The 24,094-nt window shown below is 73.9% G+C and carries 26 protein-coding genes and 1 pseudogene; 15 read left to right on the forward strand and 12 right to left on the reverse strand.

Annotation, left to right across the window (positions count from 1 at the left end; translation table 11 throughout):
- The first annotated feature begins 90 nt into the window (after positions 1-90).
- A complete protein-coding gene (locus PV364_RS28045) occupies positions 91-1,065 on the forward strand; it encodes a DMT family transporter (protein WP_319663148.1) in 975 nt (324 codons plus the stop codon).
- Here the strand turns inward: PV364_RS28045 and PV364_RS28050 are convergent.
- A complete protein-coding gene (locus PV364_RS28050) occupies positions 999-1,691 on the reverse strand; it encodes an alpha/beta fold hydrolase (protein ID WP_319663149.1) in 693 nt (230 codons plus the stop codon). The two genes, PV364_RS28045 and PV364_RS28050, sit on opposite strands and share 67 nt — an antisense overlap.
- A 282-nt stretch (positions 1,692-1,973) precedes the next feature.
- On the opposite strand from PV364_RS28050, the gene PV364_RS28055 reads away from it, so the two are divergent.
- Positions 1,974-3,575, forward strand: coding sequence for an NAD(P)/FAD-dependent oxidoreductase (locus tag PV364_RS28055; protein ID WP_319663150.1), 1,602 nt, complete (start codon positions 1,974-1,976; stop codon positions 3,573-3,575).
- Positions 3,576-3,623: 48 nt separating this feature from the next.
- Here PV364_RS28055 and PV364_RS28060 read toward each other — a convergent pair whose 3' ends face one another.
- From PV364_RS28060 to PV364_RS28075, 4 genes are all read right to left on the reverse strand, one after another.
- On the reverse strand, positions 3,624-4,499 hold the full coding sequence (locus tag PV364_RS28060; RefSeq protein WP_415924616.1) for a geranyl diphosphate 2-C-methyltransferase: 876 nt from the start codon (positions 4,497-4,499) through the stop codon (positions 3,624-3,626).
- 82 nt (positions 4,500-4,581) lie between these two features.
- Positions 4,582-5,640, reverse strand: a complete 1,059-nt coding sequence (locus PV364_RS28065; RefSeq protein ID WP_319663152.1) for a family 2 encapsulin nanocompartment cargo protein terpene cyclase — start codon at positions 5,638-5,640, stop codon at positions 4,582-4,584.
- A gap of 34 nt (positions 5,641-5,674) precedes the next feature.
- Positions 5,675-7,117, reverse strand: a complete 1,443-nt coding sequence (locus tag PV364_RS28070; RefSeq protein ID WP_415924617.1) for a family 2B encapsulin nanocompartment shell protein — start codon at positions 7,115-7,117, stop codon at positions 5,675-5,677.
- Positions 7,118-7,394: 277 nt separating this feature from the next.
- Complete coding sequence (locus tag PV364_RS28075; protein WP_319663153.1) at positions 7,395-8,654, reverse strand: MFS transporter; 1,260 nt, start codon at positions 8,652-8,654, stop codon at positions 7,395-7,397.
- Between the two features lie 237 nt (positions 8,655-8,891).
- On the opposite strand from PV364_RS28075, the gene PV364_RS28080 reads away from it, so the two are divergent.
- Entirely contained in the window at positions 8,892-9,239 is a 348-nt protein-coding gene (locus PV364_RS28080) for a DUF1330 domain-containing protein (protein WP_319663154.1), read from the forward strand.
- Here PV364_RS28080 and PV364_RS28085 read toward each other — a convergent pair.
- Positions 9,236-9,877, reverse strand: a complete 642-nt coding sequence (locus tag PV364_RS28085; protein ID WP_319663155.1) for an FMN-binding negative transcriptional regulator — start codon at positions 9,875-9,877, stop codon at positions 9,236-9,238. The genes PV364_RS28080 and PV364_RS28085 overlap by 4 nt on opposite strands.
- A gap of 13 nt (positions 9,878-9,890) precedes the next feature.
- Positions 9,891-10,595 carry a pyridoxamine 5'-phosphate oxidase family protein gene (locus tag PV364_RS28090; RefSeq protein WP_319663156.1) on the reverse strand — a complete coding sequence of 235 codons (705 nt, stop codon included), beginning with the start codon at positions 10,593-10,595 and terminating at the stop codon, positions 9,891-9,893.
- A 26-nt stretch (positions 10,596-10,621) separates the two neighbouring features.
- Here PV364_RS28090 and PV364_RS28095 point away from each other — a divergent pair, with 26 nt between their 5' ends.
- Positions 10,622-11,962 (forward strand): aminotransferase class I/II-fold pyridoxal phosphate-dependent enzyme, encoded by a 1,341-nt coding sequence (locus tag PV364_RS28095; RefSeq protein ID WP_319663157.1) that lies wholly within the window; start codon positions 10,622-10,624, stop codon positions 11,960-11,962.
- Between the two features lie 19 nt (positions 11,963-11,981).
- On the opposite strand, the gene PV364_RS28100 is transcribed toward PV364_RS28095, so the two are convergent.
- A complete protein-coding gene (locus PV364_RS28100; protein ID WP_319663158.1) occupies positions 11,982-12,941 on the reverse strand; it encodes a DMT family transporter in 960 nt (319 codons plus the stop codon).
- A 73-nt stretch (positions 12,942-13,014) separates the two neighbouring features.
- On the opposite strand from PV364_RS28100, the gene PV364_RS28105 reads away from it, so the two are divergent.
- Positions 13,015-13,929 carry a LysR family transcriptional regulator gene (locus PV364_RS28105; protein ID WP_319663160.1) on the forward strand — a complete coding sequence of 305 codons (915 nt, stop codon included), beginning with the start codon at positions 13,015-13,017 and terminating at the stop codon, positions 13,927-13,929.
- A gap of 102 nt (positions 13,930-14,031) precedes the next feature.
- Positions 14,032-14,697: an SMI1/KNR4 family protein gene (locus tag PV364_RS28110; RefSeq protein ID WP_319663269.1), complete on the forward strand. Its 666-nt coding sequence runs from the start codon at positions 14,032-14,034 to the stop codon at positions 14,695-14,697.
- Here the strand turns inward: PV364_RS28110 and PV364_RS28115 are convergent.
- Positions 14,684-15,160 (reverse strand): Rieske (2Fe-2S) protein, encoded by a 477-nt coding sequence (locus tag PV364_RS28115; RefSeq protein WP_319663161.1) that lies wholly within the window; start codon positions 15,158-15,160, stop codon positions 14,684-14,686. The genes PV364_RS28110 and PV364_RS28115 overlap by 14 nt on opposite strands.
- A gap of 108 nt (positions 15,161-15,268) precedes the next feature.
- Between PV364_RS28115 and PV364_RS28120 the strand changes: the two genes are divergently transcribed.
- The 6 genes from PV364_RS28120 (at position 15,269) to PV364_RS28145 (ending at position 19,636) form a co-directional block, all read left to right on the forward strand.
- Entirely contained in the window at positions 15,269-15,571 is a 303-nt protein-coding gene (locus PV364_RS28120) for a LysR family transcriptional regulator substrate-binding protein (protein ID WP_319663162.1), read from the forward strand.
- A 38-nt stretch (positions 15,572-15,609) separates the two neighbouring features.
- Entirely contained in the window at positions 15,610-16,428 is an 819-nt protein-coding gene (locus tag PV364_RS28125; RefSeq protein ID WP_319663163.1) for a HipA family kinase, read from the forward strand.
- A 47-nt stretch (positions 16,429-16,475) separates the two neighbouring features.
- The gene (locus PV364_RS28130; RefSeq protein WP_319663271.1) at positions 16,476-16,817 is read left to right on the forward strand and encodes a DUF3037 domain-containing protein; all 342 of its coding nucleotides are present in this window, start codon (positions 16,476-16,478) and stop codon (positions 16,815-16,817) included.
- Between the two features lie 117 nt (positions 16,818-16,934).
- On the forward strand, positions 16,935-17,696 hold the full coding sequence (fabG, locus tag PV364_RS28135) for a 3-oxoacyl-ACP reductase FabG (RefSeq protein ID WP_319663164.1): 762 nt from the start codon (positions 16,935-16,937) through the stop codon (positions 17,694-17,696).
- 23 nt (positions 17,697-17,719) lie between these two features.
- Positions 17,720-18,481 carry an SDR family oxidoreductase gene (locus PV364_RS28140; protein ID WP_319663165.1) on the forward strand — a complete coding sequence of 254 codons (762 nt, stop codon included), beginning with the start codon at positions 17,720-17,722 and terminating at the stop codon, positions 18,479-18,481.
- 471 nt (positions 18,482-18,952) lie between these two features.
- Positions 18,953-19,636 carry a uracil-DNA glycosylase gene (locus tag PV364_RS28145; protein ID WP_319663166.1) on the forward strand — a complete coding sequence of 228 codons (684 nt, stop codon included), beginning with the start codon at positions 18,953-18,955 and terminating at the stop codon, positions 19,634-19,636.
- Between the two features lie 22 nt (positions 19,637-19,658).
- Here the strand turns inward: PV364_RS28145 and PV364_RS28150 are convergent, their stop codons facing one another.
- Together PV364_RS28150 and PV364_RS28155 are read right to left on the reverse strand one after the other, a co-directional pair.
- Positions 19,659-19,817, reverse strand: coding sequence for a hypothetical protein (locus tag PV364_RS28150; protein WP_319663168.1), 159 nt, complete (start codon positions 19,815-19,817; stop codon positions 19,659-19,661).
- A 322-nt stretch (positions 19,818-20,139) separates the two neighbouring features.
- On the reverse strand, positions 20,140-20,658 hold the full coding sequence (locus PV364_RS28155) for a DinB family protein (RefSeq protein WP_319663169.1): 519 nt from the start codon (positions 20,656-20,658) through the stop codon (positions 20,140-20,142).
- A 365-nt stretch (positions 20,659-21,023) separates the two neighbouring features.
- Between PV364_RS28155 and PV364_RS28160 the strand changes: the two genes are divergently transcribed.
- The 3 genes and pseudogenes from PV364_RS28160 to PV364_RS28165 all read left to right on the forward strand — a co-directional run bounded on the left by PV364_RS28160 (position 21,024) and on the right by PV364_RS28165 (position 22,558).
- The gene (locus PV364_RS28160) at positions 21,024-21,293 is read left to right on the forward strand and encodes a hypothetical protein (protein WP_319663171.1); all 270 of its coding nucleotides are present in this window, start codon (positions 21,024-21,026) and stop codon (positions 21,291-21,293) included.
- Positions 21,294-21,341: 48 nt separating this feature from the next.
- Positions 21,342-21,687: pseudogene (locus PV364_RS41335) on the forward strand (hypothetical protein); the annotation flags it as partial.
- Positions 21,659-22,558 (forward strand): Gfo/Idh/MocA family oxidoreductase, encoded by a 900-nt coding sequence (locus PV364_RS28165; protein ID WP_319663272.1) that lies wholly within the window; start codon positions 21,659-21,661, stop codon positions 22,556-22,558. The pseudogene PV364_RS41335 and the gene PV364_RS28165, both read left to right, overlap by 29 nt.
- Here the strand turns inward: PV364_RS28165 and lnt are convergent.
- Entirely contained in the window at positions 22,530-24,050 is a 1,521-nt protein-coding gene (gene lnt / locus PV364_RS28170; RefSeq protein ID WP_319663172.1) for an apolipoprotein N-acyltransferase, read from the reverse strand. The genes PV364_RS28165 and lnt overlap by 29 nt on opposite strands.
- Between the last annotated feature and the right edge of the window lie 44 nt (positions 24,051-24,094).

A 24,094-nucleotide genomic window follows, 5' to 3' on the forward strand; every position in this document is an offset into this window, starting at 1 on the left:
GGCCCGGGCACGTCCCCGGGCAGGTGGCCGCTGCCCGCACACGGGAGCACGCGACCACCACATTCCTTCCGCGGGAGCACCCTCGTGTCCATGTCACCTGCCCTGCCGGTCCGGCGGGGCCTGCTCTACGTCACCCTCGCCGCCACCGCATGGGGCACCGCGGGCGCCGTCGCCTCGGTGCTGTACGACAGCACCGGACTCGGCCCCTTCGCCCTCACCTTCTGGCGCTCGGCCGGCGGCTGCGTGCTGCTGCTCGCGGTCCGCGCGGCCCTGGGCGCGACTCCGCCGCCCCGCCCCGGCACGCGCACCCTGCTCATCGGTCTCGGGCTGACCGCCTTTCAGACCGCGTACTTCATGGCCGTCGCCGCCACCGGCCTCGCCGTCGCCACGGTCGTCACCCTCGGATCCGGGCCCGTGCTCATCGCCCTCGGCGGGTGGCTGTGGACCGGCGAACGCCTCGGCCGCGGCGGCGCGTGGGGCGTCGGCGCGGCCCTGGCCGGGCTGGCCGTCATCGTTCTGGGCGGAGGCGGCGACGCGACGGTGCGCCCGGCGGGCGTCGCCCTCGCGCTGGCCTCCGGGGCTGGCTACGCCGCCGTCACCCTGCTGACCCGGCAGGCCGCCCGCCGCGGTGAGGCCGAGGACCCGGCGACGGTGTCGCTGTGGTCCTTCGCGGTGTGCGCCGCGGCGGTGCTGCCGTTCGCCGTGGCCGAGGGACCGCTGCCGCGCCAGGACGCGCTGAACGTCGCGCTGCCGCTGCTGCTGTACGTCGCCGCGGTGCCCACCGCGCTCGCGTACGGGCTGTACTTCGCGGGCGCGGCGGTCCTGCGGCCGGCCACGGTCTCGGTGATCGCCCTCATCGAGCCCGTCTCGGCCGCCGTGGTCGCGATCGCGGCCCTCGGCGAGCGGCCGGCGCCCGCGACCGTGCTGGGCACCTCGATCCTGCTCGCCGCGGTCGCCGGTATCGGGACGGCCGAGACCCGCGGACCGTCGGGCACCGGTCAGCGGTCGGCGTCGGCCGTGATCAGTGCGGCCAGCTCGGCGGGCGCCGAGAGGAAGGGGGAGTGACTCCACGCCCGGCGGTACGACCGCTCGGCGCGCAGGGCCATCGTCTCCTGGAAGGCCGGAGCCAGGGCCTTGTCGTCCTCGCAGACGATGTAGCTGCAGGGCACCGTCTTCCACCCGGCGGCCGTGAGCGGCTCGCTGAAGGACTTCAGGCTCTGCGGCACCAGGCGGGCCACGGCGCGGTCGGCGTCCTCCGGGGCGACGCCACCGTAGAGGATGTCCCCCGGCTCGCCGGGCAGGGGCACGCTGCCGCTGTCGCCGGAGGGGATCTGCCCGTCGCTCAGCCCGGCGAGCGAGACGCCCTCGTCGAGCAGGAAGGCGGCCAGGTACACCAGGCGGGAGACATGGGGCGCCTGCGCGACGGCCTCGGTGACGGGCAGGCCGCCGTAGGAGTGCGCCAGCACCGTCACCGGGCCGTCGAGCGCCGCGAGGCGTTCCCGGACGGCGCGCGCGTCGTCGTACATCCCGGCGTTGTCCGCGGGGTCGGCGGAGGCGCTCGGCAGGTCCACGGTGGCCACGCGCCATCCGAGCGCGGTGAGCTCGGGAACGAGCGCCTCCCAGCACCAGGCACCGTGCCAGGCGCCGTGGACCAGGAGGATCGTGGGCGTGCTGTTGTCTGTAGTGGTCATCGATCGGCTTTCGGGAAACGGGATCTCAGGGGGCCGGCGCCGGGCGCCTGACGCGGAGGAGCGGGGCTTGGCGCGCCCCGCTCCTCCGCAGACGCTACGGGCGGCACCGGCCGGTGGACCATGCGCGCCTGTCCGCGCTTCTTGCGCGGACGTCCCGGACGCGGGTCCGCGGCGGGACACGCGGGCCCGGTCTCCGGGTGCGGCCCCGCAGCGCGGCGTGCACGCTGGAGGACGGGCAGTGAGCGGCTGCCCCTGTTCGAGCGACGAACCCGAGGAGCACTGATGCCCCGCACGGTCGATGCCGTCGTCGTCGGTTCCGGTGTGAACGGCCTGGTCGCCGCTGCCGAACTGGCCAAGGACGGCTGGTCGGTGGCCCTTGTCGAACGGGGGGAGCGGCTGGGCGGGTTCCTCGCCACCGAGGAGCGGACCCTGCCCGGCTTCCTGCACGACACCTATGCGTCGTGGCAGCCGCTCTTCGTGTCGGGGGCGGCCTACGCCGCCCTCGGCGAGGACCTGCACCGGCACGGCCTGGAGTACCGCAACACCGACGGCCTCGTCACGGGCACCGTCGCCGACGACGGCCGCGTCGTCCTGGCCCACCGGGACGCCGGCGCCACGGCGGAGGTGTTCGCGCACGCCGAGGACAAGGCCGCCTACCTCGCCATGCTGCGGCGGTTCCTCGACAACGCCGAGGCCATCGGCGGCATGCTGGGTGGTGATCCCCGCTCGCCGGCGATGCTGAAGAACATCGTGAAGCTGCTGCGCCGGGAGCGGTTCACCGGCACCGAGGCCTGGCTGCGCGCCACGCTCACCAGCGGCCGCTCGTACTGCCGCAGCACGTTCCGCGGCGACGAGGCGGACCTCCTGTGGGTGCCGTGGCTGCTGCACGCCGGCCTGTCCCCGGACCATGCCGGCGGCGGCCTGCTCGTGCCCGTGCTGGCCGCGTCGCTGCACGGCTTCGGTGTGCCCGTCGTAGCGGGCGGTGCCGGCAATCTCGTCCGGGCCTTCGAGGCGCTGCTCGGCGACCTGGGCGTGGACGTCCGCACCCGGCAACCGGTGGAACGGCTGCTCGTCACCGGCGGCCGGGTCACCGGTGTGATCAGCGGCGGGGAGACCATCCACGCCCGCCGCGCCGTCCTCGCTTCGGTGACCCCGACGGCGCTGTACGGGGAACTGCTCCCGCAGGACGTCCCGCTGCCGCCCGCGGTCCGCGGCCAGGCGCGGCGTTTCCGGTACGGGCGCGCCGCGATGCAGGTCCACGTCGCGCTCTCCGCCCCGCCCGGCTGGCACGACGACCGCCTGGCGGGGGTGCCGCTGCTGCACCTGAGCGACGGATCGGCGAGCACCGGGATCGCGTGCGCGGAGGCCGAGGCCGGCCTGCTGCCGCGCAGGCCCACGGTGGTCGTCGGCCAGCAGTACGTCCTGGACCCGTCACGGGTGCCGCGGGGAGCCGCGGCCCTGTGGATCCAGCTCCAGGAAGTGCCCTGGGCCCCGGCCGGCGACGCGGCCGGTGAACTGGACGTCACCGGCGGCTGGACGAAGGCGCTGACCGAGGGGTACGTGGACCGGGTGCTGGCCCGCGTGGCCCGGCACGCGCCCGATCTGCCAGGCAAAGTGCTCGCCTGGGACGCCGTCACCCCCGCCGACCTGGCCGCGTACAACCCCAACGCGGTGGCCGGCGACCCCTACGGGGGCTCGGCCGAGCTCGACCAGAGTCTGCTGTGGCGCCCGCTGCCCAGCGCGCCCCGGCACGCCACGCCGGTACCGGGGCTGTGGCACATCGGCTCCTCCACCCACCCCGGCCCCGGACTCGGCGGCGGCTCGGGGCACCTCGCGGCCCAGCAGCTCATCCGCGGCGGCGCGCGCCGCCGCGGCCGTCGTTGACCCGCCGCGCCGCGGCGGGTCAACGACGGCCATCGTCCGGCCCTCGGGTCAGACGCGGTCGGCGACGATCATCAGGTACTGGAAGCTGCCGTTCTTGTAGGCCGTCACGAACGCCTCCTCGATCCCCGTGACCAAGTGGTCGGCCTCACTGCGCAGTTCCCAGTACGGGAGGGCGGCGGAAGTCAGGTCCTCGACGTGGACCGGGACCAGGCGGTGGCGTGCCATGGCCCGGAAGTACTCCGAGCGGGGGTGGATGTCGCAGATGTAGTGGGCGTTGATGAGGGACACCTCGCGGGACGCGCGCCCGTAGGTGTCGTTGTAGCAGCCGGTGATCACCACGTAGCGCCCTCCGCGGCGCAGCAGCCGGGCGTGCTCCGCGAACAGCAGGTCCAGTTCGACGTACATGGTGGACTCGTTGTTCCACGAGGCCGCGTAGCCGCCGGTGGTGAGGCCGGTGTCGAGCATGTTGCGGTGGTGGTACCGGACCTTGGCGTCGATGCCGCGCCGCCGGGCCTGGTCGTTGGCGAAGTCCGCCTGCTTGGCCGAGATGGTCACGCCGTCGGTGTGGCACCCGTACCGCTGGTGCGTGACGACGCTGCCGCCGCCCCGCCCGCACCCGGCGTCGAAGGCCCGGTCGTCCGGTGAGAGCGGTCCGAGGTGGGAGGCGAGGAGTTCCGCCTGGGCCTGTTCCAGCCGGTGCAGCTCGCGGGTGATGAGCGCGCGGCGCAGGTCCGGGTCCGTCTCGTCCAGTACCGACCTGTCCGCGTCGCCCACGCCGTAGTGGTGGTGGTACAGATCGTCGAGCTTGCCGAGCTCGAGATTGACCGGGTTCTCCTCGGCGTTCCAGTAGTCCGCTACGCGGTTCTGGTAGGTGGACTGCGTCGGAACCGGAACGGACGTGGGGCCGGCGTGCACAGTGGTCAACGGTGACTCCTTGCTCTGGGACATCCGATGGTCGGTCGGCTGCCGGTCGTCTGGCGGTCAGAGGCCGTGCAGCGGACCGGACTTACCAGTACTGCGGCAGGTGGTAGCGGTGGGTGTTGGTGGCGTGCCACTCGTGGTTGCCGGACACCCAGTCGGCCAGACCCCGGGCGTAGCGCTCGATCAGCGGCGAGGCGGCGGACACCACCGCGGACTCCGTCTCGAACGCCTCCATGATCTGGTTGTGGATCTCGACGCTCCTGAGGTACGCGGCCTTCAGGCCGCACTGCTCGTTGGCGGCGACCACTTGGGGCAGGTTGAGATGGTCGGGATCGCTGGCCAGCTCCTTGGTGAAGGAGTACAGGTCGTTGACGATCGTCGTGGCGTTGCAGGCCAGTGCCGTGATCCGCTGGATCTCGGGACGGGCGTAGAGCGCCTCGGGCAGTTCGTAGCCGTCGACGGCGTCGACGATCGACAGACAGGGGCGGAAGTTGTTGAACTGCCGCATCACCAGGTACTCCCAGACCTGCGGCATGTGCCGCGTGTGCGCCCAGGAGGCTTCGGCGAGGTAGCCCAGGTGCAGCCGGGCGACGTCGTGCACGAACCTGGTGGTCTGACTGGGGCTGGCCAGGGCGGCGTAGTCCTGGAGCGCGTGGTGGTAGGCGCGCAGCGGGTCCTCGGCCTCGACCGCCCTCCGCCACTGCGCCTCGTGCTCCGGCGTGCTGTGGAGGGGGTCGAGGGCGGACTGCGCCACGACCAGCCTGCCGCCCAGGTGGCGCCGGGAGGCGCCCCTGCCCTCGTCCTCCTCGCAGTAGCAGCTGTCGACGATGTTCTCGGCGAGCAGCAGCTTGCCGGCGACCGTGAGGCGTTCCAGGTCGGCCGCCGCGGGGTGCTGCAGGGTCACCGCACGGCCGCACTGGAACTGTGCGAAGTCCCCGGTCCATTCCGGAGGGAAGAGGTCCAGCGCGCGGGCCCAGGTCTCCACCCTCCGGTCGATCTCCGCGGCCTTCTCCGGGTCGGCGGGAACGGCCGGACGGTGTCTCAGCCCGGGAACGGCACCGTGGCGCCGGGCGCGCGTGGCCGGGGCGGGGTGGGGCGGGCCCGGCATGGTGAAACCGGCGGTGGTGTTCGCGGACGTGCTCATGGATGTGTGCTCCACCGGGGTCGGGTCGGTCGGGTCAGTCCGCGGTCCGGCCGAGCTGGACGTTCTCCAGGATCCCGGCGGCGTCGGGGACGAGGATGGCCATCGAGTAGTAGGCGGTGAGCAGGTACTTGGAGACCGCGGCCTCGTCGATGCCCATGAACCGCACGTTCAGGCCCGGCTGGTACTCCTCGGGGATGCCGGTCTGGTACAGCCCGACCACCCCCTGGTCGGCCTCCCCGGTGCGCAGCGCGATGATGCTGCTGGTCTGGTCGTCGGCGACGGGGATCTTGCCGCAGGGAAAGATCGGGACGCCGCGCCAGGCCGGGACGTCGTGGCCGTTCACACTCGCGGTGCCCGGCGTGAGGCCGCGTCTGTTGCACTGCCGGAAGAACGCGGTGATCGCCTTCGGATGGGCGAGGAACAGCCGCGTCTTGCGGCGCATCGACAGCAGTTCGTCCATGTCGTCGGGGGTCGGCGGCCCGGTGAAGGTGCTGATGCGCTGGCCGTGGTCGACGTTGCCGAGCAGTCCGAACTCCCGGTTGTTGACCAGCTCCCATTCCTGGCGCTCGCGGATCTCCTCCACCGTGAGCCGGATCTGCTGCCGGGTCTGGTCCATGGGGTCGTTGTAGAGGTCGGCGACCCGGGTGTGCACCCGCAGCACGCTCTGGGTGAGCGACAGTTCGTACTCGCGCGGCCTCAGTTCGTAGTCGACGAAGCCGCCGGGCAGCGCCGGCTCACCGGTGTGGCCGGCCCGCACCGGCACGTCCGCCTCGCCCCTGCGGTTCACCGGCAGCCGTTGGCGCTCCGCGAACGCCGTCAGATGGGCGGCGAGCGACGGTACGCGATCGGCGAACTCCCGGACCGCGGGCGCGGGCAGGACCAGCACCACCCCCGAGGTCTCGGCCCGCACCGAGTTCGGCCACAGCGGATCGGGCCGGGTGATCGCCTCGTCACCCAGCGGGGAGCCGTCCGTGACGACGCCGAGCGCCTCCTCCTGCCCGTACCGGCCGGCCGCGAAGCGGGTGAAGCGGCCGCGGACGACCAGGTACACCTCGGAGACGGGCTGCCCCGCCTCGACCAGGACCTGACCCGCCCCGACCTCCCGGGGCCGGAAGCGGCCCGCGAGCTCCCGGAGGACCTCGGTGTCCGCGTAGCCGCGCAGCGCGGGCACTTCGGTCAGCGTCCGGGGAATCACCCTGATGTCGTCCGCGCCGTTGTGCTCGAAGGCGACACGACCGCGCCCCGTGCGCAGTTGCAGTCGCCGGTTGACCCGGTACGCGCCGCCCTTGACGTCCACCCACGGGAGCATCCGCAGCAGCCACCGCGAGGAGATGGCCTGCATCTGGGGCTCGGACTTGGTGGTGTCCGCCAGTTGACGTGCGGCCCGGGTGCCGAGGCTGGTGGGCACGCGGTCCGCGGGCGGGTCGAGAACGGATCCGTCGGTGCCGGGACCGATGGCGCTGTCGGGTGCGGGCACGAGGCCTCCAGAAGGTCAGCGGAGCGCGAGGGGCAGGCGGAACACCGGTGTCACCACTGACGCCGGGCGGCACCTGCGGCCACACCAGCCAACAGCACCCCATGGCCTACGAGAAGTGCGTGAAGGGGTCGCTTTCATGCGTAAAGGGTGCAAACCTCTTGATCGAGGATCATGGAGGAAGCGCGCACGCGAACGCGCGGGTCGAGTGATCCGATCCGCCGGTTTGACCTGGGAGAAGCCGCGCCGGGCGCCCCGCGGTCCCCACGCCCCGCGGTGCCTACGCCCCGGTCGGACCGGTCAGCACGGCCGGGGCGCGCGCCGGCAGCCGCCGTACGGCCGGGACGCACAACAGCGCGAGGGAGGCGGGCACCGCGACGACGGTCATCGCGAACAAGGTGGGCCGGACGCCGAGGGACGCCGACACCGGCCCCGCCAGGGCGAGGCCGAGCGGCATGAGTCCCGACGACAGCAGGAAGTCGTACGAACTCACGCGGGACAGCATCGCCTCGGGCACGTGCGTCTGCAGCGCGGTCTCCCACAGGGTGAAGAAGACGGAGACGGCCACGCCGGTCACCGCCTCGAGCACCGCGATCACGGTGAGCGATCCGCCGGATCCGATGACGACGGCCTGGCAGGACGCCACGGCGAGTGCCGCCGCGCCTACGGCCATGGGGCGCGCGACCCTGAGCCGGTAGGCGCACACGTCCCCGACCACGGCACCGGCACCGAAGGCCGTGACCACGACCGACCAGCTCGCCACGCCGCCCCACTCGCGTGCGGCCAGGACAGGCCCCAGCACGAACACCGAGGGCAGCACGACGACGTGGTAGACCCCGATGGCCGCCATCCCGGACCACACCCACGCGTTGCCGCGCACGTGCGACCAGCCGGCCCGCAGTTCCCCGAGGAAGGTCCCGCCGGCCGTGGTACGCGCCGCCGCGGGGGCCCCCGCGCGAGGTCGCAGCCTGGCCAGGAAGGCGGCGCTGACCGCGAAGGTCAGGGCGTCCACGGCCAGGGCGCCACCTGGCCCGGCCAGGGCGATCAGGCCACCGGCCAGGGCCGGCCCGAGCACGAGCCCCGACGACTGGACGAAGCCGCGCAGGGCGTTCGCCTCCCGCAACCGGTCGGCCCCGACCACCAGGGGCAGCAGCCCGGTCGAGGTCGGCATGAAGAACGCGTCCGCCGTGCCGAACACGATCATCAGCAGCACGAGATGGGACACCTCGGCGATCCCGGCGAGCAGGAGCGCGGCGATGAGCCCCTGTACGGCGCACCGCACGACGTCGGAGACCAGCATGATGCGGTGCCGCCGGAAGCGGTCCGCCCACACCCCTCCCACCAGCGTGAACAGCAGCATGGGCAGCAGACCCGCGGCGGTCACCAGCCCGATGTCGGAGGCGGAACCGCCCACTGAGAGCACCGCGAAGGGCACGGCCACGAACGACACACGGTCGCCCAGCACCGACAGGGACTGCCCCACGAACAGGCGGGCGAACTGCCGCTCGTCACGCAGCACGGCAGGGACCAGGGATTTCACGCGGAGACCGATCAGGAACGGGAGGGACACGAGGGGGAAACCCCGATGATAAGGAGGCGGGCCGTCCGGGTCGCCTGATTTTGCCGGGCCCTCCCGCTCTCCCGCTCTCCCGTCCTCCCGCCCTGGCTCCGGCCTTACCTCCGCGGTAATCGACGCCCGGGCGGCCGGCGCCGAGGATCGAGGGGCGGCAGCGCGCCGCGCCGATGACGGAGCACCGCACCGACCCTGGGAGTCGCCATGACCGCCTACGCCGTGGGCCACCTTCGTCCGGGACAGGCCGATGAGGAGGTCCTCACCTACATCGAGCGCATTCAGGCCACCCTCGATCCGTTCGGCGGGCGCTTCATCGTGCACGGCGCCGTCGTGGAGGTGCTGGAGGGCCCGTGGCCGGGGACGGTCGTGCTGATCGAGTTCCCGGGCATGGCCGAGGCCCGCGCGTGGTACGACTCCCCGGCGTACCAGGACATCCTGCTGCTGCGGACCCGCCACATCCCCGGGGAGGTGATCCTGGTCGAGGGGGTGGGCCCGGGGTACGACGCGGCGCGGACCGCCGCACGGATGCGGTCGGATGCGGCGTCCCGCTAGTCCTCGGTCGCCGCCAGGCGGCGCAGCTGCTGGGCACGGGCGGCGGCGTCGCCCGGTCCGCCGCGGGCGGCCAGGCGATTGCTCACGTCCTGTCGCACGGCGCGCGGTTTGTTGCCGCCGAACTTGAACTTCGCCCGCACGTCGACGACTTCGAGCCGCAGACCGCGGATGCCCGGCAGCATCCGGCCGTAGGGCGCCGCACCGGGGGCGACGTGGGCGTGGTCGCCGAGCGGCTGGAAGTGGGAGAGCTGCAGGTGCAGGAGGTCCGCCTTCTCCTGGGGGTCGTCGACGATGTGGGCCCGGCAGATCAGCTGGACGGCGGCGTAGTAGCTGGTGGGGGTGCCGTGCTCGGGCGGGGCGTCGTCGGGGGCGTGCCAGGGGGCCGGGATGTAGGTGTAGTCGTCGACGACGCTGAGGGTCGCCTCCGGGCGCGCCTCCAGGGCGGGCCACAGCGGGTTGGGGCGGGCGAGGTGGGTGACGGCCTCGCGCCGCCCCGCGTCGTACGCGAAGTGCAGCGGCTGCACGAAGGGCGGTCCGCCGGGGAGGCCGTTGACGGCGAGCTGCCCGAAGTCGTGGTCGGCGAGCCAGTCCTGCCACTCGGTGTCGTCGCGGGCGGCGTCCCAGGGGTGTATCAGCATGTCGGACCTCCGTTCACTGAGGGGCGAGGTAGCCGGGCAGGGCGATCGACGGGTCGAGGTCGTCGGCGGGGAGGGGCGTGCCGTAGCCGCGGGTGACGGGCAGGACACCGGTCCAGTGGGGGAGGGACAGGTCCTCGGGGTCGTCGGAGGGGCCGCCCGTGCGGATCTTCGCGGAGACCTCGTCCAGGTCGAGCGCGATCACGGCCGTGGCGGCCAGCTCCCTGGCGTTCGCCGGGCGGCAGTCGGCGGCCCGGCCCGGCAGGACGTGGTCCACCACGGCGTCCAGGGCGGCCGCGCGCTCTGCGGGGTCGGTGACCTGGCGGGCGGTGCCGTGCACCACCACGGAGCGGTAGTTGACCGAGTGGTGGAAGGCGGACCGGGCCAGGACGAGCCCGTCCACGTGCGTCACGGTCAGGCACACCGCGAGCCCGGGGTCCTCGCCGGCGCCGCGCAGCGGCGGCGAACCGGTGGAGCCGTGCACGTACAGCCGCTCGCCCGCGCGCGCGTACAGCGTGGGCAGGACGACCGGCGCGCCGTCCCGGACGAAACCCAGGTGGCAGAGGTAGCCGGCGTCGAGGATCGCGTGCACGACGGCGCGGTCGTACGAGGCCCGCTCACGGCTGCGGGTCGGGACGGTCCGGTGGGTGGCGACGTACGGGGCGGCACCCGGAGAGGCGGCCTCGGGCGAGGGGGCGGAGGACGGCGGCGGGGCGGGCATGGCGCAATCCTTTGCACTAGTACATAATGTTTTTTGTGCTAGGAGAGTACATGTTCACCGGACAGGGCGCAGCCGAGATCGCGGCCGACGTCGAACGGGCCGTCGGGCGGGGAGCGCTGGCCCCCGGGGCGGCCCTGCCGCCGCTGCGGGAGCTCGCCGCCCGGCTCGGGGTCAACCCCAACACCGTCGCCGCCGCCTACCGCCTGCTGCGCGATCGCGGCGTCATCGAGACCGCCGGCCGGCGCGGCAGCCGGGTCCGGCCCCGTCCGGCGACCACGGCGCGCGACGAGATCCGCCCGGCCGTGCCGGCCGGCGCGCGGGACCTGTCCACCGGCAACCCCGACCTCGCCCTGCTGCCCCCGCTCGGTGCGGCGCTCGCCGCTGCCGCCGCCCGCCACGCCGAACGGCCGACGCTGTACGGTGTTCCGCCCGTGGACGAGGAACTGGAGGCGCTGGCCCGCGCCGCCTTCGACGCCGACGGGGTGCCCGACGGCCCGGTCGCGGTGACCTCCGGGTCGCTCGACGCGATCGAGCGCGCGCTCACGGGGCACCTGCGGTCCGGCGACACGGTCGCGGTGGAGGACCCGGGCTGGGGCAGCGTCTTCGACCTCGTCCCGGCCCTCGGGATGCGCGCGGTGCCGGTCGCCGTCGACGACGACGGCCCGCGGCCGGAGGACGTGGACCGCGCGCTGCGCCAGGGCGCGCGGGCCCTGATCGTCACCGACCGCGGACAGAACCCCACCGGCGCGACGATCTCCGCCCGACGGGCGCGAGAGCTGCGGACCGTCCTGGCGGCGCACCCCGAGGTGCTGGTGGTCGACGACGACCACGTCCACGGCCTGACCGGGCTCCCGCTGCACCCGCTGGCCGGCAGCACCCGGCACTGGATGCTGGTCCGTTCCACCGCCAAGGCCTACGGGCCCGACCTGCGGCTCGCCGTGCTCACCGGGGACCCGGTCACCGTGGACCGGGTCCGCGGCCGGCTGCGGCTGGGACCCGGCTGGGTCAGCCATCTGCTCCAGCACACCGTCGCCCACCTCTGGCGCACCGGCGCGGTCGACGTCCCCGCCGTCTCGGCCGCCTACGCGGCGCGGCGCGACGCACTGGTCGGCCTGCTCGCCGACCGCGGGGTGGCCGCGCACGGCCGCAGCGGGATGAACGTCTGGGTGCCGGTGCCCGACGAGACCGGCGCGGTCACCCGCCTGCTCGACGCGGGCTGGGCGGTCGCACCCGGCGCCCGCTTCCGCCTCGCCTCCCCGCCCGGGATCCGGATCACGGTGTCACCGGTCGCGGTCGCGGAGGTGCCCGCGCTGGCCGACGCCGTGGCCGGCGCGGTGCGCCCGCACCGGCTCGGCCGCTACGGCTGACCGCGCCCCGGCCCGGCGGTCAGTCCTTCGGGCGGCGCTGGGTGAGCGCCGCCCCGGCGAGCACGACGGCCGCGCCGACCGGCTCGTTCCAGCTCAGCCGCTCGTCGAGCAGGGCGACGCCGGCCGCGGTGGCGATGACCGGGATCAGGTACGTGACCATCGTCGCGATCGTCGGGCCCTTCTCCGCGACGATCCGGTACTGCAGCAGGAACGCGATGCCCGTGCCCAGCGCACCGAGCGCGACGACCGACAGCGTCGGCCACAGCGGCCAGCCGTCCGGTGTGGAGGTGAACAGCGGTGTCAGCACGGCCAGTTGGACGGTGCCGAGCAGCAGCTGCGAGAAGGACATGGACAGCGCCGAGTTGCCGCTGCCGCTGAGGGTCCGGCGAACGTAGATCCAGCCGACCGCGTAGCTCGCCGACGCGCCGAGCGCCATCGCGGTGCCCGACGGGTCCGTCCCCGAGAAGCCCTGCCACGCGCCGAGCACGGTCAGTACGCCGACGAAGCCGATGCCGACGCCCGCGACGCGCTGCCGGGTGGGCTTGTCGTCGGACAGGGCCACCACCGACAGCAGCATGCTCCACAGCGGGGTGGTGGCGTTGCAGATGCCGGCCAGAGTGGAGGGGATGGTCAGCTCCGCATACGCGAACAGCGAGAACGGCAGTGTGTTGAGGAGCAGCGCGGCGACGGCCATGTGGCCCCAGGCGCGCGCCCCGCGCGGCAGTCGCTGCCGCCGGACCGCGAAGGCGACGGCCAGCACGACCGTGCCGAAGACCATCCGGCCCAGCGCGACCTGCAACGGAGCGTAGGCCTCCGTGCCGACCTTGATGAACAGGAAGCTGAAGCCCCAGATGAGGGCCAGGACCGCCCAGCTGACCCGCCAGTCGAGCGCGGGGCGGCGAGCCGGGGCGGCCGGGGTGGGGGAGGGGGTGCCGGCGGCGGTGAGGCCGGCGTCGGCCGGGCGGGCGGTTGCGCTCATGGCCACACCATGACGGAAGCAACCTCTTAGCACAAGGGAGATTCGCTCCGAGGAATCCCGTAGCATCGCTTACATGTTGAACCTGGAGCGGCTGCGCATCCTGCACGCGATCTCCGCCTACGGCTCGGTGAGCGCGGCGGCCGACGTCCTGCACGTCACGACCTCGGCGGTCTCGCAGCAGATGACCAAACTGGAGCGGGAGACCGGGCAGGCCCTCCTGGTCAAGAACGGCCGCGGGGTGCGGCTCACCGACGCCGGCCGGCTGCTGTCCGGGCACGCCGACCGCATCCTGTCCCTGGTGGAACGCGCCCACTCCGACCTCGAGGCGCACCGCGGGGCGCCGGTCGGCGAGCTGCGCATGGGCGCCTTCCCGACGGCCGTCCGCGGCCTCTTCCCGCAGGCGCTGATGTCGCTGCGGACCGACTTTCCGGCGCTGCGGACCATGGTCCAGGAGATGGAGCCGGAGCCCGCGCTGGGCCGCCTGGTGCGCGGCGACATCGACCTCGCGGTCGTCCTCGACTGGTACAACAAGCCGCTGTCGCTGCCCGGGGGGCTGGCGAAGGAACCGCTGCTCGACGACATCGCCGACGTCGTCGTCCCGGTCGGGCACCCGCTCGCCGGGCACACGGAGGTGGACCTCGCCGAGTTCGCGGACGACGACTGGATCGCCTGGCCCGACGGCGGCTTCTGCCACGAGTGGCTGCTGTTCACCCTGCGCGGCAAGGGCGTCGAGCCGCGCATCGCCCACCACGCCGAGGAGCACCCCACCGTGCTCGCCCTCGTCGCGGCCGGCCTCGGCGTCGCCGTCGTCCCCCGCCTCGGCCGCGGCCTCCTGCCGGCCGGCGTACGGGCCGTGCCGGTCCGGCACACCATGCGCCGCCACATCTACGCCGTCTGGCGCGCCGACGCCGACCGCCGCCCGGCGATCCGCGCCGCCGTCGAGGCCCTGCGTCACGCGGGCGCGGGGGTGGCGGCGGCCGACGCCTGAGGCCGCCGGACGCGCCGTGGCCTGCGCGGCCCCCGGTCGAAGCCCGCCCGTCTGTCGGTGGCCGGTGCGATCATTTCCCGAGCCGAGGAGGGGGTGGGTGCGATGCGGCCGGTGGACGCGGCGTGGAGCCGTGTGGAGCAGTGGCTGGAGACGAGGGCGCCCTTGGTCCGGGACGCGTTGCGCCCCGCCGCGACGCAGGCGGAGATCGACGGGGCGAGCGCGCGCTTGGGGGCGGAACTCCCCGATGACCTGGCATCTCTGCTGCGACTGCACGACGGGGCGGAGGACACCGACGCCGGGCGGTTCCTGAGCGGGATGCGACTGCTGCCGCTTCGGGAGATCGAGTCGGCGCATCGCGGTATGTGCTCCATGCTCACCGGCGACGACCTCGTGGGCATCTGGTGGCACGCGCAGTGGATCCCCTTCGCCGCCAACCACGACGGGTGGAGCAGGCTCTACCTCGATGTCCGGCCGGGGCCGGGCTCCGGTGCCGTGGGTTCCTTCTTCATGGAATCCGGAGGCGAGCGCAGGTGGCCGTCCCTGACCGTCTACCTGGAGCAGGTCGCGGCCTCGCTGGAGGACGGTGCGCCGCTGAACCATCGCACGCCCCGGGTGGCCGGGGTACGGGCTCGTCGTCTGGGACTGGCAAGCGCCGCCCCCGCGACCGCAGTTGACCAGGCGGCGCCGGCCCGGCGGGTGAACGGGCGACGCGGGTGTGCCGGATGTCGTCCGGCACACCCGCACGCGGTGCGGATCAGGCCAGGGTGATCGAGTCGCCCTGGACGGTGACGTCGGCGGCGGGGAGGGGCTGGGTCGCCGGGCCGGCGGCCACGCTGCCGTCGGCGACGTTGAACTTGCTGCCGTGGCAGGGGCAGTTGATCGTGCCGTTGGCCACGTCCTTGACGGCGCAGCCCTGGTGGGTGCAGATCGCCGAGAAGGCCTTGAACTGGCCTGCCGTCGGCTGGCACACGACCACCTTCTTGTCCGCGAAGACCGTGCCGCCGCCGACGGGGATGTCGGACGTCTTCGCGAGCGCCTGAGCCGCCCCGTTCCCGTCCTCCTGCCCGCCGGTGGCGGCGCCGCTCTGCGGGGGCGCGGCAGGGCTGTACGCGCCGGCGGAGTCGTTCGAGTCGCCGCAGGCGGCCAGCGCGGCCGCCAGGCCCGCCGCACCCACTCCGGCGACCACGGCGCGGCGGGTGGGAGTTCCTGCGATGCCAGTCGTCTCGGCCATGCCTCACACTTCCTGTTGCCTCGTCCGTTCCGGGCCGGCGTCGTGGCCGCCCGGCGGCGTGAGATCACGCTCTGCACAGGCATACGGACGGGTTCCGAAGGTTGTTCAATGCACGACGAAATTATTCTTCCGCGGCTTTGCCGCCCCCGCGGCGGCACCGAGGTGGGGGAATGGCCCATGCTGCTCGATCTGGTGGCGGCGGGGGTCGGGGTGGCGCTCGTGCCCGAAGGGCTGGACTTCTCCCTGCACGCGCGCCCCGCCGGCGCCCTGCGGCTGGTCCCTCTCGCGGGTGTCGGCCTGGGACGCCGCGTCGACCTGCTGCTGCCCAAGGGGCACGCGGCGAGCCCCGCCGCCCGCCGCTTCGCCGAACTCGTCCGGCAGGACCGCGCCACCGCCGCGGAGGGGGAGTGACGTCCGGCCGGGTCCGCGCGGCCTCTTAGGATGCGCACATGGAGGAAGTGACCGGAATCCGGTACGTGACGCCCTTGCGCGAGGGCGGATCGGTGCCAGGAGTCGTCGAGGCCGACGACCTCGGCACCTACGTCGTGAAGTTCGTCGGCGCCGCGCAGGGCCGCAAGGCGCTGGTCGCCGAGGTGATCGCCGGGGAGCTGGCCCGGCGCCTCGGGCTGCGGGTGCCGGTGCTGGTGCGGTTCCAGTTCGACCCGGTGATCGGGCTCGGCGAGCCGGACCAGGAGATCCAGGACCTGCTGAAGGCGAGCGGCGGCCTCAACCTCGGCATGGACTTCCTGCCCGGCGCGCTCGGCTTCGACCCGCTGGTCTTCGACGTGGAGTCGGCGGAGGCGGGCCGCGTGGTCTGGTTCGACGCGCTCATCGGCAACGTCGACCGCTCGTGGCGCAACCCGAACATGCTGGTCTGGCACAAGGACCTCTGGCTGATCGACCACGGGGCCTCGCTGATCTTCCACCACAACTGGAAGGGCGCGGACCAGGCCGCCGACAAGCCCTACGACGCCGCCGACCACGCCCTCGCCCGGTTCGCCCCCGACATCGAGGCCGCCGCGCGCGATCTCGCCCCGCGGGTGGACGAGACGCTGCTGCGCGAGGTCACCGCGCAGATCCCCGACGAGTGGCTGGCGGACGAGCCCGGTTTCGACGGCCCCGACGACGTGCGGCGCGGGTACGAGCGGGTGCTGCTGGCCCGCGCCGGGACGGTGGCGGAGCGGATCACCCTCGCGCCGAAGGAGAAGGAGAAGCAGCCGCCACCGGAGTGGCTGCGCACCTGGGTCGAGGGGAAGGCCGCGAAGTGAGCACGCAGAACGGGCGCGACGTCTTCGAGTACGCGCTGGTGCGCGTGATGCCGCGGATCGAGCGCGGGGAACTGATCAACGCCGGTGTGCTGGTGTACTGCCGGGCCAAGTCCTTCGTCGGCGCCCGGGTCCATCTCGACGAGACCCGGCTGCGCTGCCTGGACCCGGACGTCGACGTGGCGGGCGTGCGGGCCGCGCTGCGCGGCTACGAGGGCATCTGCGCGGGCGGCGAACGCGCCGGGCAGGCGGCCGGGGACGATCCGGGCCGCCGCTTCCGCTGGTTGACGGCGCCGCGCAGCACCATCGTGCAGCCCGGCCCGATCCACACCGGGCTGACCGCCGACCCGCGGGCCGAGGTGGACCGCCTGCTCGATCTTCTGGTGCGCTGAGCCACATCGGCGCGGTGGGCGTTGACACAGGGTCACTGCGCTCCTACGGTTTCGGCAGCGGGACGTACTAAGCGGTCGCTCACCTGCGCGACCGGACCCCAGGGCTGAGGAGAACAGATGTCGACCACCGAGCAGCGCGTAGCGATCGTCACCGGGGCGGCACGCGGCATCGGCGCCGCCACCGCCGTGCGCCTGGCCGCCGAGGGCCGTGCCGTGGCCGTGCTGGACCTCGACGAGGTCGCGTGCAAGGACACCGTCGAGCAGATCACCAAGGCGGGCGGCCGGGCGATCGCCGTCGGCGCCGACGTCTCCGACGAGGCGCAGGTCGAGGCCGCGGTCGCGCGCGTCGCCGAGGAGCTGGGGGCGCCGACGATCCTGGTCAACAACGCCGGCGTGCTCCGCGACAACCTGCTCTTCAAGATGAGCGCGTCCGACTGGGACACGGTCATGAACGTGCACCTGCGCGGCGCCTTCCTGATGACCCGCGCCGTCCAGAAGCACATGGTGGACGCGAAGTTCGGCCGCGTGGTCAACCTGTCCTCGTCCTCCGCGCTGGGCAACCGCGGCCAGGCCAACTACTCGGCCGCCAAGGCCGGTCTGCAGGGCCTCACCAAGACCCTCGCGCACGAGCTCGGCAAGTTCGGCGTCACCGCCAACGCCGTCGCCCCCGGCTTCATCGCCACCGACATGACCGCGGCCACGGCCGCCCGCATCGGCATGGGCTTCGAGGAGTTCCAGGCCGCCGCCGCCAGCCAGATCCCGGTCCAGCGCGTCGGCAACCCGGACGACGTCGCCAACGCCATCGCCTTCTTCACCGGCGACGCCGCGGGCTTTGTGTCCGGCCAGGTCCTGTACGTGGCCGGCGGCCCGCTCAACTGACCCGCGACAGGAGACCCGCACCCATGAGCACCCAGCCCGACAGCGGCCGTGTCGCGATCGTCACCGGCGCCAGCCGCGGTATCGGCTACGGCATCGCCGAGGCCCTGGTCGCGCGCGGCGACCGCGTCGTCATCACCGGCCGCAACGAGGAGGCGCTGAAGGAGGCCGTCGAGCGGCTCGGCGCCGACCGCGCCCTCGGCGTCGCCGGCAAGGCCCACGACGAGGCGCACCAGGCCGAGGTCGTCGAGCGCGCGATGGAGGCCTTCGGCCGCGTCGACTACCTCGCGAACAACGCCGGCACCAACCCGGTCTTCGGCCCGCTGTCCGAGCTCGACCTCGGCGTCGCCCGCAAGGTCTTCGAGACCAACGTGATCTCGGCGCTCGGCTTCGCCCAGCAGACCTACAGGGCGTGGATGAAGGACAACGGCGGTGCGATCGTCAACATCGCCTCCGTCGCGGGCATCAGCGCCTCCCCCTTCATCGGCGCCTACGGCATGAGCAAGGCCGCCATGGTCAACCTCACGCTGCAGCTCGCCTCCGAGATGGCCCCCGGCATCCGCGCCAACGCCATCGCGCCGGCGGTCGTCAAGACCCGGTTCGCCGCCGCGCTGTACGAGGGCCGCGAGGAGGAGGCGGCGTCCGCGTACCCGCTGGGGCGGCTCGGCGTGCCCGAGGACATCGGTGGCGCCGCGGCCTTCCTGCTCTCCGACGCGGCGGCCTGGATCACCGGCCAGACCCTCGTCGTGGACGGCGGCATCTTCCTCAACGCCAGCGTCGGCCACTGAGCGCCTGCGCTCGTCCGCGCTCGTCGTGAGCGAGCCCCGGTGCCGGCCCCGAAACGGCGGCCGGCACCGGGGCCGAGGGTCGTCAGCGCCCTCTGCCCGGGCGCGACCGGTTCCGCCGCACATGGTCACGGGGCCCGCCGGTGGCGGCGGCGACCGGATGCAGCCGCCGAAGTCGTGGTGACGCCGCAGCGGCTCCAGCAGCGGAACGATGTCCGGACAGGCGTGTCCGGGCGAGCGAACGGCCTGACACCCTGCGGCGCCGCCGGACCGTGACCGTGTGCTGCGGCCATGCCGGGCAGAACCGCTTCCGGGGGCAGTCGGGATGGCTCTCCGGCGCGGCTGCCCGGGTTCACCGTCACGATGCGCCGCCGGGAACGGCTGGACGTCGGCCGGTCCCCCGCACGCGGCGACTGTCGGAGGGGGACGGTACGTTCGGTCCCAGTAACGGATCGCGTACCGGAGGTTCCCGACGTGCCCATCACGCTGCCCGAGTCCTGGCAGGCCGTCCTCGGCGAGGAGTTGGCGAAGCCCTACTTCGGCCAACTCACCGAGTTCGTCGAGGAGGAGCGCGGGAGCCACCGGATCTACCCGCCGCGGGAGCAGGTCTTCGCCGCGCTGGAGGCCACGCCCTACGACAAGGTCAAGGTGCTGGTGCTCGGCCAGGATCCGTACCACGGCGAGGGCCAGGGGCACGGACTGTGCTTCTCGGTGCGCCCGGGGGTGAGGACCCCGCCCTCCCTGCGGAACATCTTCAAGGAGCTGAAGGACGAGTACGGCCACCCCGTCCCGGACAACGGCTACCTGATGCCGTGGGCCGAGCAGGGCGTCCTGCTGCTCAACGCGGTGCTGACCGTGCGCGAGGGCGAGGCCAACTCGCACAAGGGCAAAGGCTGGGAGAAGTTCACCGATGCCGTCATCAAGGCGGTGGCGTCCCGCCCCGACCCGGCGGTCTTCGTGCTGTGGGGCAACTACGCCAAGAAGAAGCTGCCCTTGATCGACACGGAGCGGCACGCCGTCGTGCAGGGCGCCCACCCCTCGCCCCTGTCGGCCAAGCTCTTCCTCGGCAGCCGGCCCTTCACCCAGATCGACGAGGCGCTCAAGGCGCAGGGCCACGACCCCGTCGACTGGCGCATCCCGGACCTCGGCGCCCGCTGATCCGTACGGCCCGGCGGCCGGCTCAACGGCCGTAGGTGTCCCGGCAGATATGAGCGGCGTCGCCGCCCGTCGCCCAGCCGCCGTACTGCTCGCCCCAGGCGCACACGTTCGCGCCCCCGGCCCGTGGGGCGGCCGGGGACGCGGTGCGGTGCGGGTGCGGCGCGGCGGGGACGGCAGGCATGGCCGGAGCCGCAAGGCGGCGGGCCCTCGGGGCCGGTGCGGGGGCCGCCGCCGGGAGCCGGGAAGCGGACGGGGAGGGCTCCGGGGGCACGGTGGTCAGGGCCTCCAGCACGGGCCCCTGGACCACGGGCACGACACCGGCGGCCGCCGACGGCCGTGGCGGGGCGGGGGCCGGCGGCGGCGTCCCCGGATGCCGCTCCGACACCGTCACGCATCCCGGGACAGCGGCCATCGCCGCCACGACCACCATTGCCACCGCATGTCGACGCACCCGCACAACTCTCGTGCAGTGGTGCGCTCTTGCCCATTCCCCGCAGGGGTGATCAGTCGCCGGTCACGCCGTCGACGCACTCGCGGATGAGGTCCGCGTGCCCGTTGTGGCGGGCGTACTCCTCGATCATGTGGATGTAGATCCACCGCAGGGAGACGGGGTTCTTGCGCCGGCCCAGGCCGATGTCGTCCAGGGAGCGACCGAGGGCCAGCTCGCGGGCGTGCGCGATCTCGGCACGCCAGGTGGCGAACGCCTCGGCGGTGTCGGCCTTGTCGAGGTCGTGGAACTCCCCGTCCGGGTCCTCCTCGGTGTAGTACAGCGGCGCCGCCTCCTCGCCCGCGAGGGCGTTGCGGAACCAGCCGCGCTCCACCTCGGCCATGTGACGGACCAGACCGAGAAGGGTGAGCCCGGACGGCGGCACGCTGGCGGTGCGCAGCTGTTCGTCGTCCAGGTCGGCGCACTTGAACGCCAGGGTGTCGCGGTGGAAGTCGAGCCAGGTGTCCAGCATCGTGCGCTCGTCGGCGATGAGGGGCGGATCGGTGCGTTCGGGTGTCGTCGTCATGGCGGCCATGATGGCGGGGGCCTCCGCCGGCGTCGAAGCATTAACCGCCGGACCGGGCCCCCTGCGCCCCTCGCAGCACGTCGGGGGCATCGGCCGTCAGCTCCGCCCCGGACGGCGGTGACGCGGATACCGCTCCCGCGACGGCCAGGCGACGGGCGTCCGCGCGTGACGCTCCGGTTCGGCGGAGCCGACGGCACGCGGCAGCATCTGGACTGCCCGCCGGTTCGGCGCCCGGCACCACCCGGTCCCCGGCGTGGCCGCCGCCGACGCGCCCGGCACCGTCCTGTGCGACGACGTCCCCCACTTGGCCGTGCCGCTGCCCCCTACGCCGCGACCGGACCGCCCTGCCCGGCGACGGCGACGCGGCCCACGCCATGACTCCCCACCTCGGCCAGGGCAGCGGACAGGCGATCGAGGACGCGGTCGTCCTCGCCCACCTCGCCGAGCCCGGCGGCGACACGGCCGCGGCGGTCGCCGCGTACAGCGTGCGGCGCCAGCTCCGCACCACCGACGTGATGCGCCGCTCCCGCCCGGTCGGACGGCCGGAGTCGTCCCGGCCCGCCGGTGGCCCGACAGGTGGGACGAGCGGGCCTCGTCGGGGCGTCCGAGGCGCAGCGGGGGGAGCAGGGCGTGGGCCTGGCTGAACCAGGGCTCCTCCTGGCAGCTCCGGCCGCCCTCGCGCACCGGCTGCCGCGGACAGCCTGGGCTCGCTCAAGGCCGAGGCGCCGCGGGCCCGGCTCGTGCTCAACCACCTGAACCCGCTGGTGCGCCGGGCCCGCCACCGTCACCGAGCGCGGGCCGGCCGGCACCACCGCCGAAGCGCTGTACGGGCAGGCGCTGCTGCTCACGTCGCCCGCGGGACCCGCTCTTCGCCGCTGCCGACCGCTTCGGCCCGCGCTTGGCCCCGCGCGGCGCGGACGGCATCGGCGGACCGGCGGCTCCCCGCACGCCCCGTATGCTGCCAGCGGAAACGACCGGGCACCGCAGGCGGGAGAGGCACATGGAAGCCCTGAAGATCGGGGTGATCGGACTCGGTGACATAGCGCGCAAGGCGTATCTGCCGGTGCTCGCCGCGCAGCCGGGGCTGGAACTGCACCTCCACACCCGCACCCCCGCCACGCTCGACGAGGTCGGCGACCGCTACCGCCTGCCGCACCGCCACACCACCCTCGACGCGCTGCTCGACCAGGGCTTGGACGCCGCCTTCGTGCACGCCCCCACCGTCAGCCACGTCGCCATCACCGAGCGGCTGATCGAGGCCGGGGTGCCCGCGTACGTCGACAAGCCGTTCGCGCCCGACCTGGCCGGCGCCGAGCACCTCGTCCGGCTGGCCGAGGAGCGCGGCGTCGGCCTCATGGCCGGCTTCAACCGCCGCTACGCGCCCGGTTACGCGCAGTGCCTCGAGCACCCGCGCGACCTGATCGTGCTGCAGAAGAACCGCATCGGCCTGGCGGAGGACCCGCGCGGCGTGGTCTTCGACGACTTCATCCACGTCGTGGACACTCTGCGCTTCCTCGTCCCCGGCACGATCGAGCACACCGACGTGCGCGCCCGGGTCCGCGACGGCCTCCTGCACCACGTGCTGCTGCAGTTGTCCGGCGACGGCTTCACGGCGATCGGCGTCATGAACCGCATGAACGGTTCCACCGAGGAGACGCTGGAGGTCATGGGCCAGGACGCCAAGCGCCAGGTGGTCAACCTCGCCGAGATCGTCGACCACAAGGGCCAGCCCACGCTGCGCCGGCGCGGCGACTGGGTGCCGGTCGCCCGCCAGCGCGGCATCGAGCAGATCACCCTGGCCTTCCTCGACGCCGTGCGGCACGGCAAGCCGCTGGACGCCCGTGACGCGCTGCGCACCCACGAACTGTGCGAGCGCATCGTCACCGCGGTGACCGAGCAGACCTCCTGAACGCGTGCACGGCCGCCCCGGCCAGCAGCAGCACCGCGAGCCGGGGCACCCAGTCGCCCAGCCGGTCGTACAGGGTGCGCCCGGCGGCCAGCGGCACCTCGTAGACCCGCGTGGCGCTGCGCGACGTGCCCAGCCACGGTCCGGTCGGCCGTCCCGCGGCGTCGTAGCCCGCGCTGATCCCGGTCAGCGTGGCGTGCACCACCGGCCGTCCGGTCTCGGCCGCGCGCAGCGCCGCGAGTGAGGCGTGCTGCGCCGGGGCCCAGCTGTTCTGGAACGACGAGGTCGAGGACTGCGCGACCAGCAACTGCGCCCCGTCGTCGGCGAGATGGCGGCTCATGTCGGGGAACGCAGACTCGAAGCACACCAAGGGACCCAGCCGCACGGCGCCCGCGTCCATGACCACCTGGTGGTCGCCCCGTACGCGGTCCTCGCCCGCCGCCCTGCCCACCGAGGTGGCCCAGCCCAGCAGCCCGCGGGCCGGCACGTACTCGCCGAAGGGCACCAGCCGCATCTTGTCGTACCCCTCGCCGAGCGGGCCGTCCGGGCCGATCAGCAGCGAGGTCTTGGAGATGCCGCGGCCGTCCGCACGGCGCGCGTCCACATTGACCAGTACGTCCGCGCCGACGAGCGAGGAGAGCGCGGCCAGCCGGGCGGCGAGGTCCGGCCGGGCCGACAGGTCGAAGCCGACGCTGCTCTCCCCCCACACCACCAGGTCCACCTCCCGGCCCGCGAGCCCGCGGGTCAGCCGCTCGCCCTGGTCGAAACGCTGCTGCGCGCCCACGACCACCCCCGGCTGCACCACCGCCACCCGCACCGCCGTCCCGGTGCGCGACGGCACCGGCGCCCACAGCCACACCGCCGCCGTCGCCACGGCGCACACGACGAGCGCCGCCCCCGCCCGTCCCCGCCACCGGGGCACGGCGACGAGCGCGGTCAGTGCCGTGTTCACCGCCACCAGCACGAAGCTCACCAGCCACACGCCGCCGACCGAGGCCAGCCGCAGCGCCGGCGCGACCTGCCACTGGCTCGCCCCGAGCAGCCCCCAGGGGCCGCCCAGGGACTCCCAGGAGCGCACCAACTCGGCCAGCAGCCACGCACACGGCACCAGCACCGTCGCCGCCACCACGGAGCGCCCGCCGGGGTTCCCGCCGAGCAGGCGCCGCACCAGCCACCCCCAGGGCGCCCACAGCGCCCCGAGCAGCAGCGCCAGCAGCACGATGAACACATGCAGGCTCGGCACGAGCCAGTGGTGGACGGCCACCATGAACCCGGCCCCGCCGAGCCAGCCGTCCAGCGCCGCCCGCCGTCCCGTCGGGGCCGACCGGGCGAGCAGCATCCACGGCACCAGCGCGCCGTACGCCAGCCACCACAGCGACGGTGCCGGGAAGGCCAGCGCGGGCAGTGCCCCCGCCGCCGCGGCCGCCGCGCCCCTGCCCCAGGGCGAGGCACGCCGGGAGGTCCGGACCGGCGGGCTGTCGACCTTCACCGTCACGTGCGCTCCTCATGGTCGTCTGACCCCAGTCTCAGCCGTGCGCT

This window comes from Streptomyces sp. MI02-7b (assembly GCF_033793585.1).
In the GTDB taxonomy this organism is placed as follows: domain Bacteria; phylum Actinomycetota; class Actinomycetes; order Streptomycetales; family Streptomycetaceae; genus Actinacidiphila.

Excerpts from the sequence above, each read along its gene's own strand:
- PV364_RS28045 (WP_319663148.1), top strand. The coding sequence starts at position 91 with ATGTCACCTGCCCTGCCGGTCCGGCGGGGCCTGCTCTACGTCACCCTC.
- PV364_RS28050 (WP_319663149.1), bottom strand. The coding sequence starts at position 1,691 with ATGACCACTACAGACAACAGCACGCCCACGATCCTCCTGGTCCACGGC.
- PV364_RS28055 (WP_319663150.1), top strand. The coding sequence starts at position 1,974 with ATGCCCCGCACGGTCGATGCCGTCGTCGTCGGTTCCGGTGTGAACGGC.
- PV364_RS28065 (WP_319663152.1), bottom strand. The coding sequence starts at position 5,640 with ATGAGCACGTCCGCGAACACCACCGCCGGTTTCACCATGCCGGGCCCG.
- PV364_RS28080 (WP_319663154.1), top strand. The coding sequence starts at position 8,892 with ATGACCGCCTACGCCGTGGGCCACCTTCGTCCGGGACAGGCCGATGAG.
- PV364_RS28085 (WP_319663155.1), bottom strand. The coding sequence starts at position 9,877 with ATGCTGATACACCCCTGGGACGCCGCCCGCGACGACACCGAGTGGCAG.
- PV364_RS28090 (WP_319663156.1), bottom strand. The coding sequence starts at position 10,595 with ATGCCCGCCCCGCCGCCGTCCTCCGCCCCCTCGCCCGAGGCCGCCTCT.
- PV364_RS28095 (WP_319663157.1), top strand. The coding sequence starts at position 10,622 with ATGTTTTTTGTGCTAGGAGAGTACATGTTCACCGGACAGGGCGCAGCC.
- PV364_RS28100 (WP_319663158.1), bottom strand. The coding sequence starts at position 12,941 with ATGAGCGCAACCGCCCGCCCGGCCGACGCCGGCCTCACCGCCGCCGGC.
- PV364_RS28105 (WP_319663160.1), top strand. The coding sequence starts at position 13,015 with ATGTTGAACCTGGAGCGGCTGCGCATCCTGCACGCGATCTCCGCCTAC.
- PV364_RS28110 (WP_319663269.1), top strand. The coding sequence starts at position 14,032 with ATGCGGCCGGTGGACGCGGCGTGGAGCCGTGTGGAGCAGTGGCTGGAG.
- PV364_RS28115 (WP_319663161.1), bottom strand. The coding sequence starts at position 15,160 with ATGGCCGAGACGACTGGCATCGCAGGAACTCCCACCCGCCGCGCCGTG.
- PV364_RS28120 (WP_319663162.1), top strand. The coding sequence starts at position 15,269 with ATGCACGACGAAATTATTCTTCCGCGGCTTTGCCGCCCCCGCGGCGGC.
- PV364_RS28125 (WP_319663163.1), top strand. The coding sequence starts at position 15,610 with ATGGAGGAAGTGACCGGAATCCGGTACGTGACGCCCTTGCGCGAGGGC.
- PV364_RS28130 (WP_319663271.1), top strand. The coding sequence starts at position 16,476 with ATGCCGCGGATCGAGCGCGGGGAACTGATCAACGCCGGTGTGCTGGTG.
- fabG (WP_319663164.1), top strand. The coding sequence starts at position 16,935 with ATGTCGACCACCGAGCAGCGCGTAGCGATCGTCACCGGGGCGGCACGC.
- PV364_RS28140 (WP_319663165.1), top strand. The coding sequence starts at position 17,720 with ATGAGCACCCAGCCCGACAGCGGCCGTGTCGCGATCGTCACCGGCGCC.
- PV364_RS28150 (WP_319663168.1), bottom strand. The coding sequence starts at position 19,817 with ATGCCTGCCGTCCCCGCCGCGCCGCACCCGCACCGCACCGCGTCCCCG.
- PV364_RS28155 (WP_319663169.1), bottom strand. The coding sequence starts at position 20,658 with ATGGCCGCCATGACGACGACACCCGAACGCACCGATCCGCCCCTCATC.
- PV364_RS28160 (WP_319663171.1), top strand. The coding sequence starts at position 21,024 with ATGACTCCCCACCTCGGCCAGGGCAGCGGACAGGCGATCGAGGACGCG.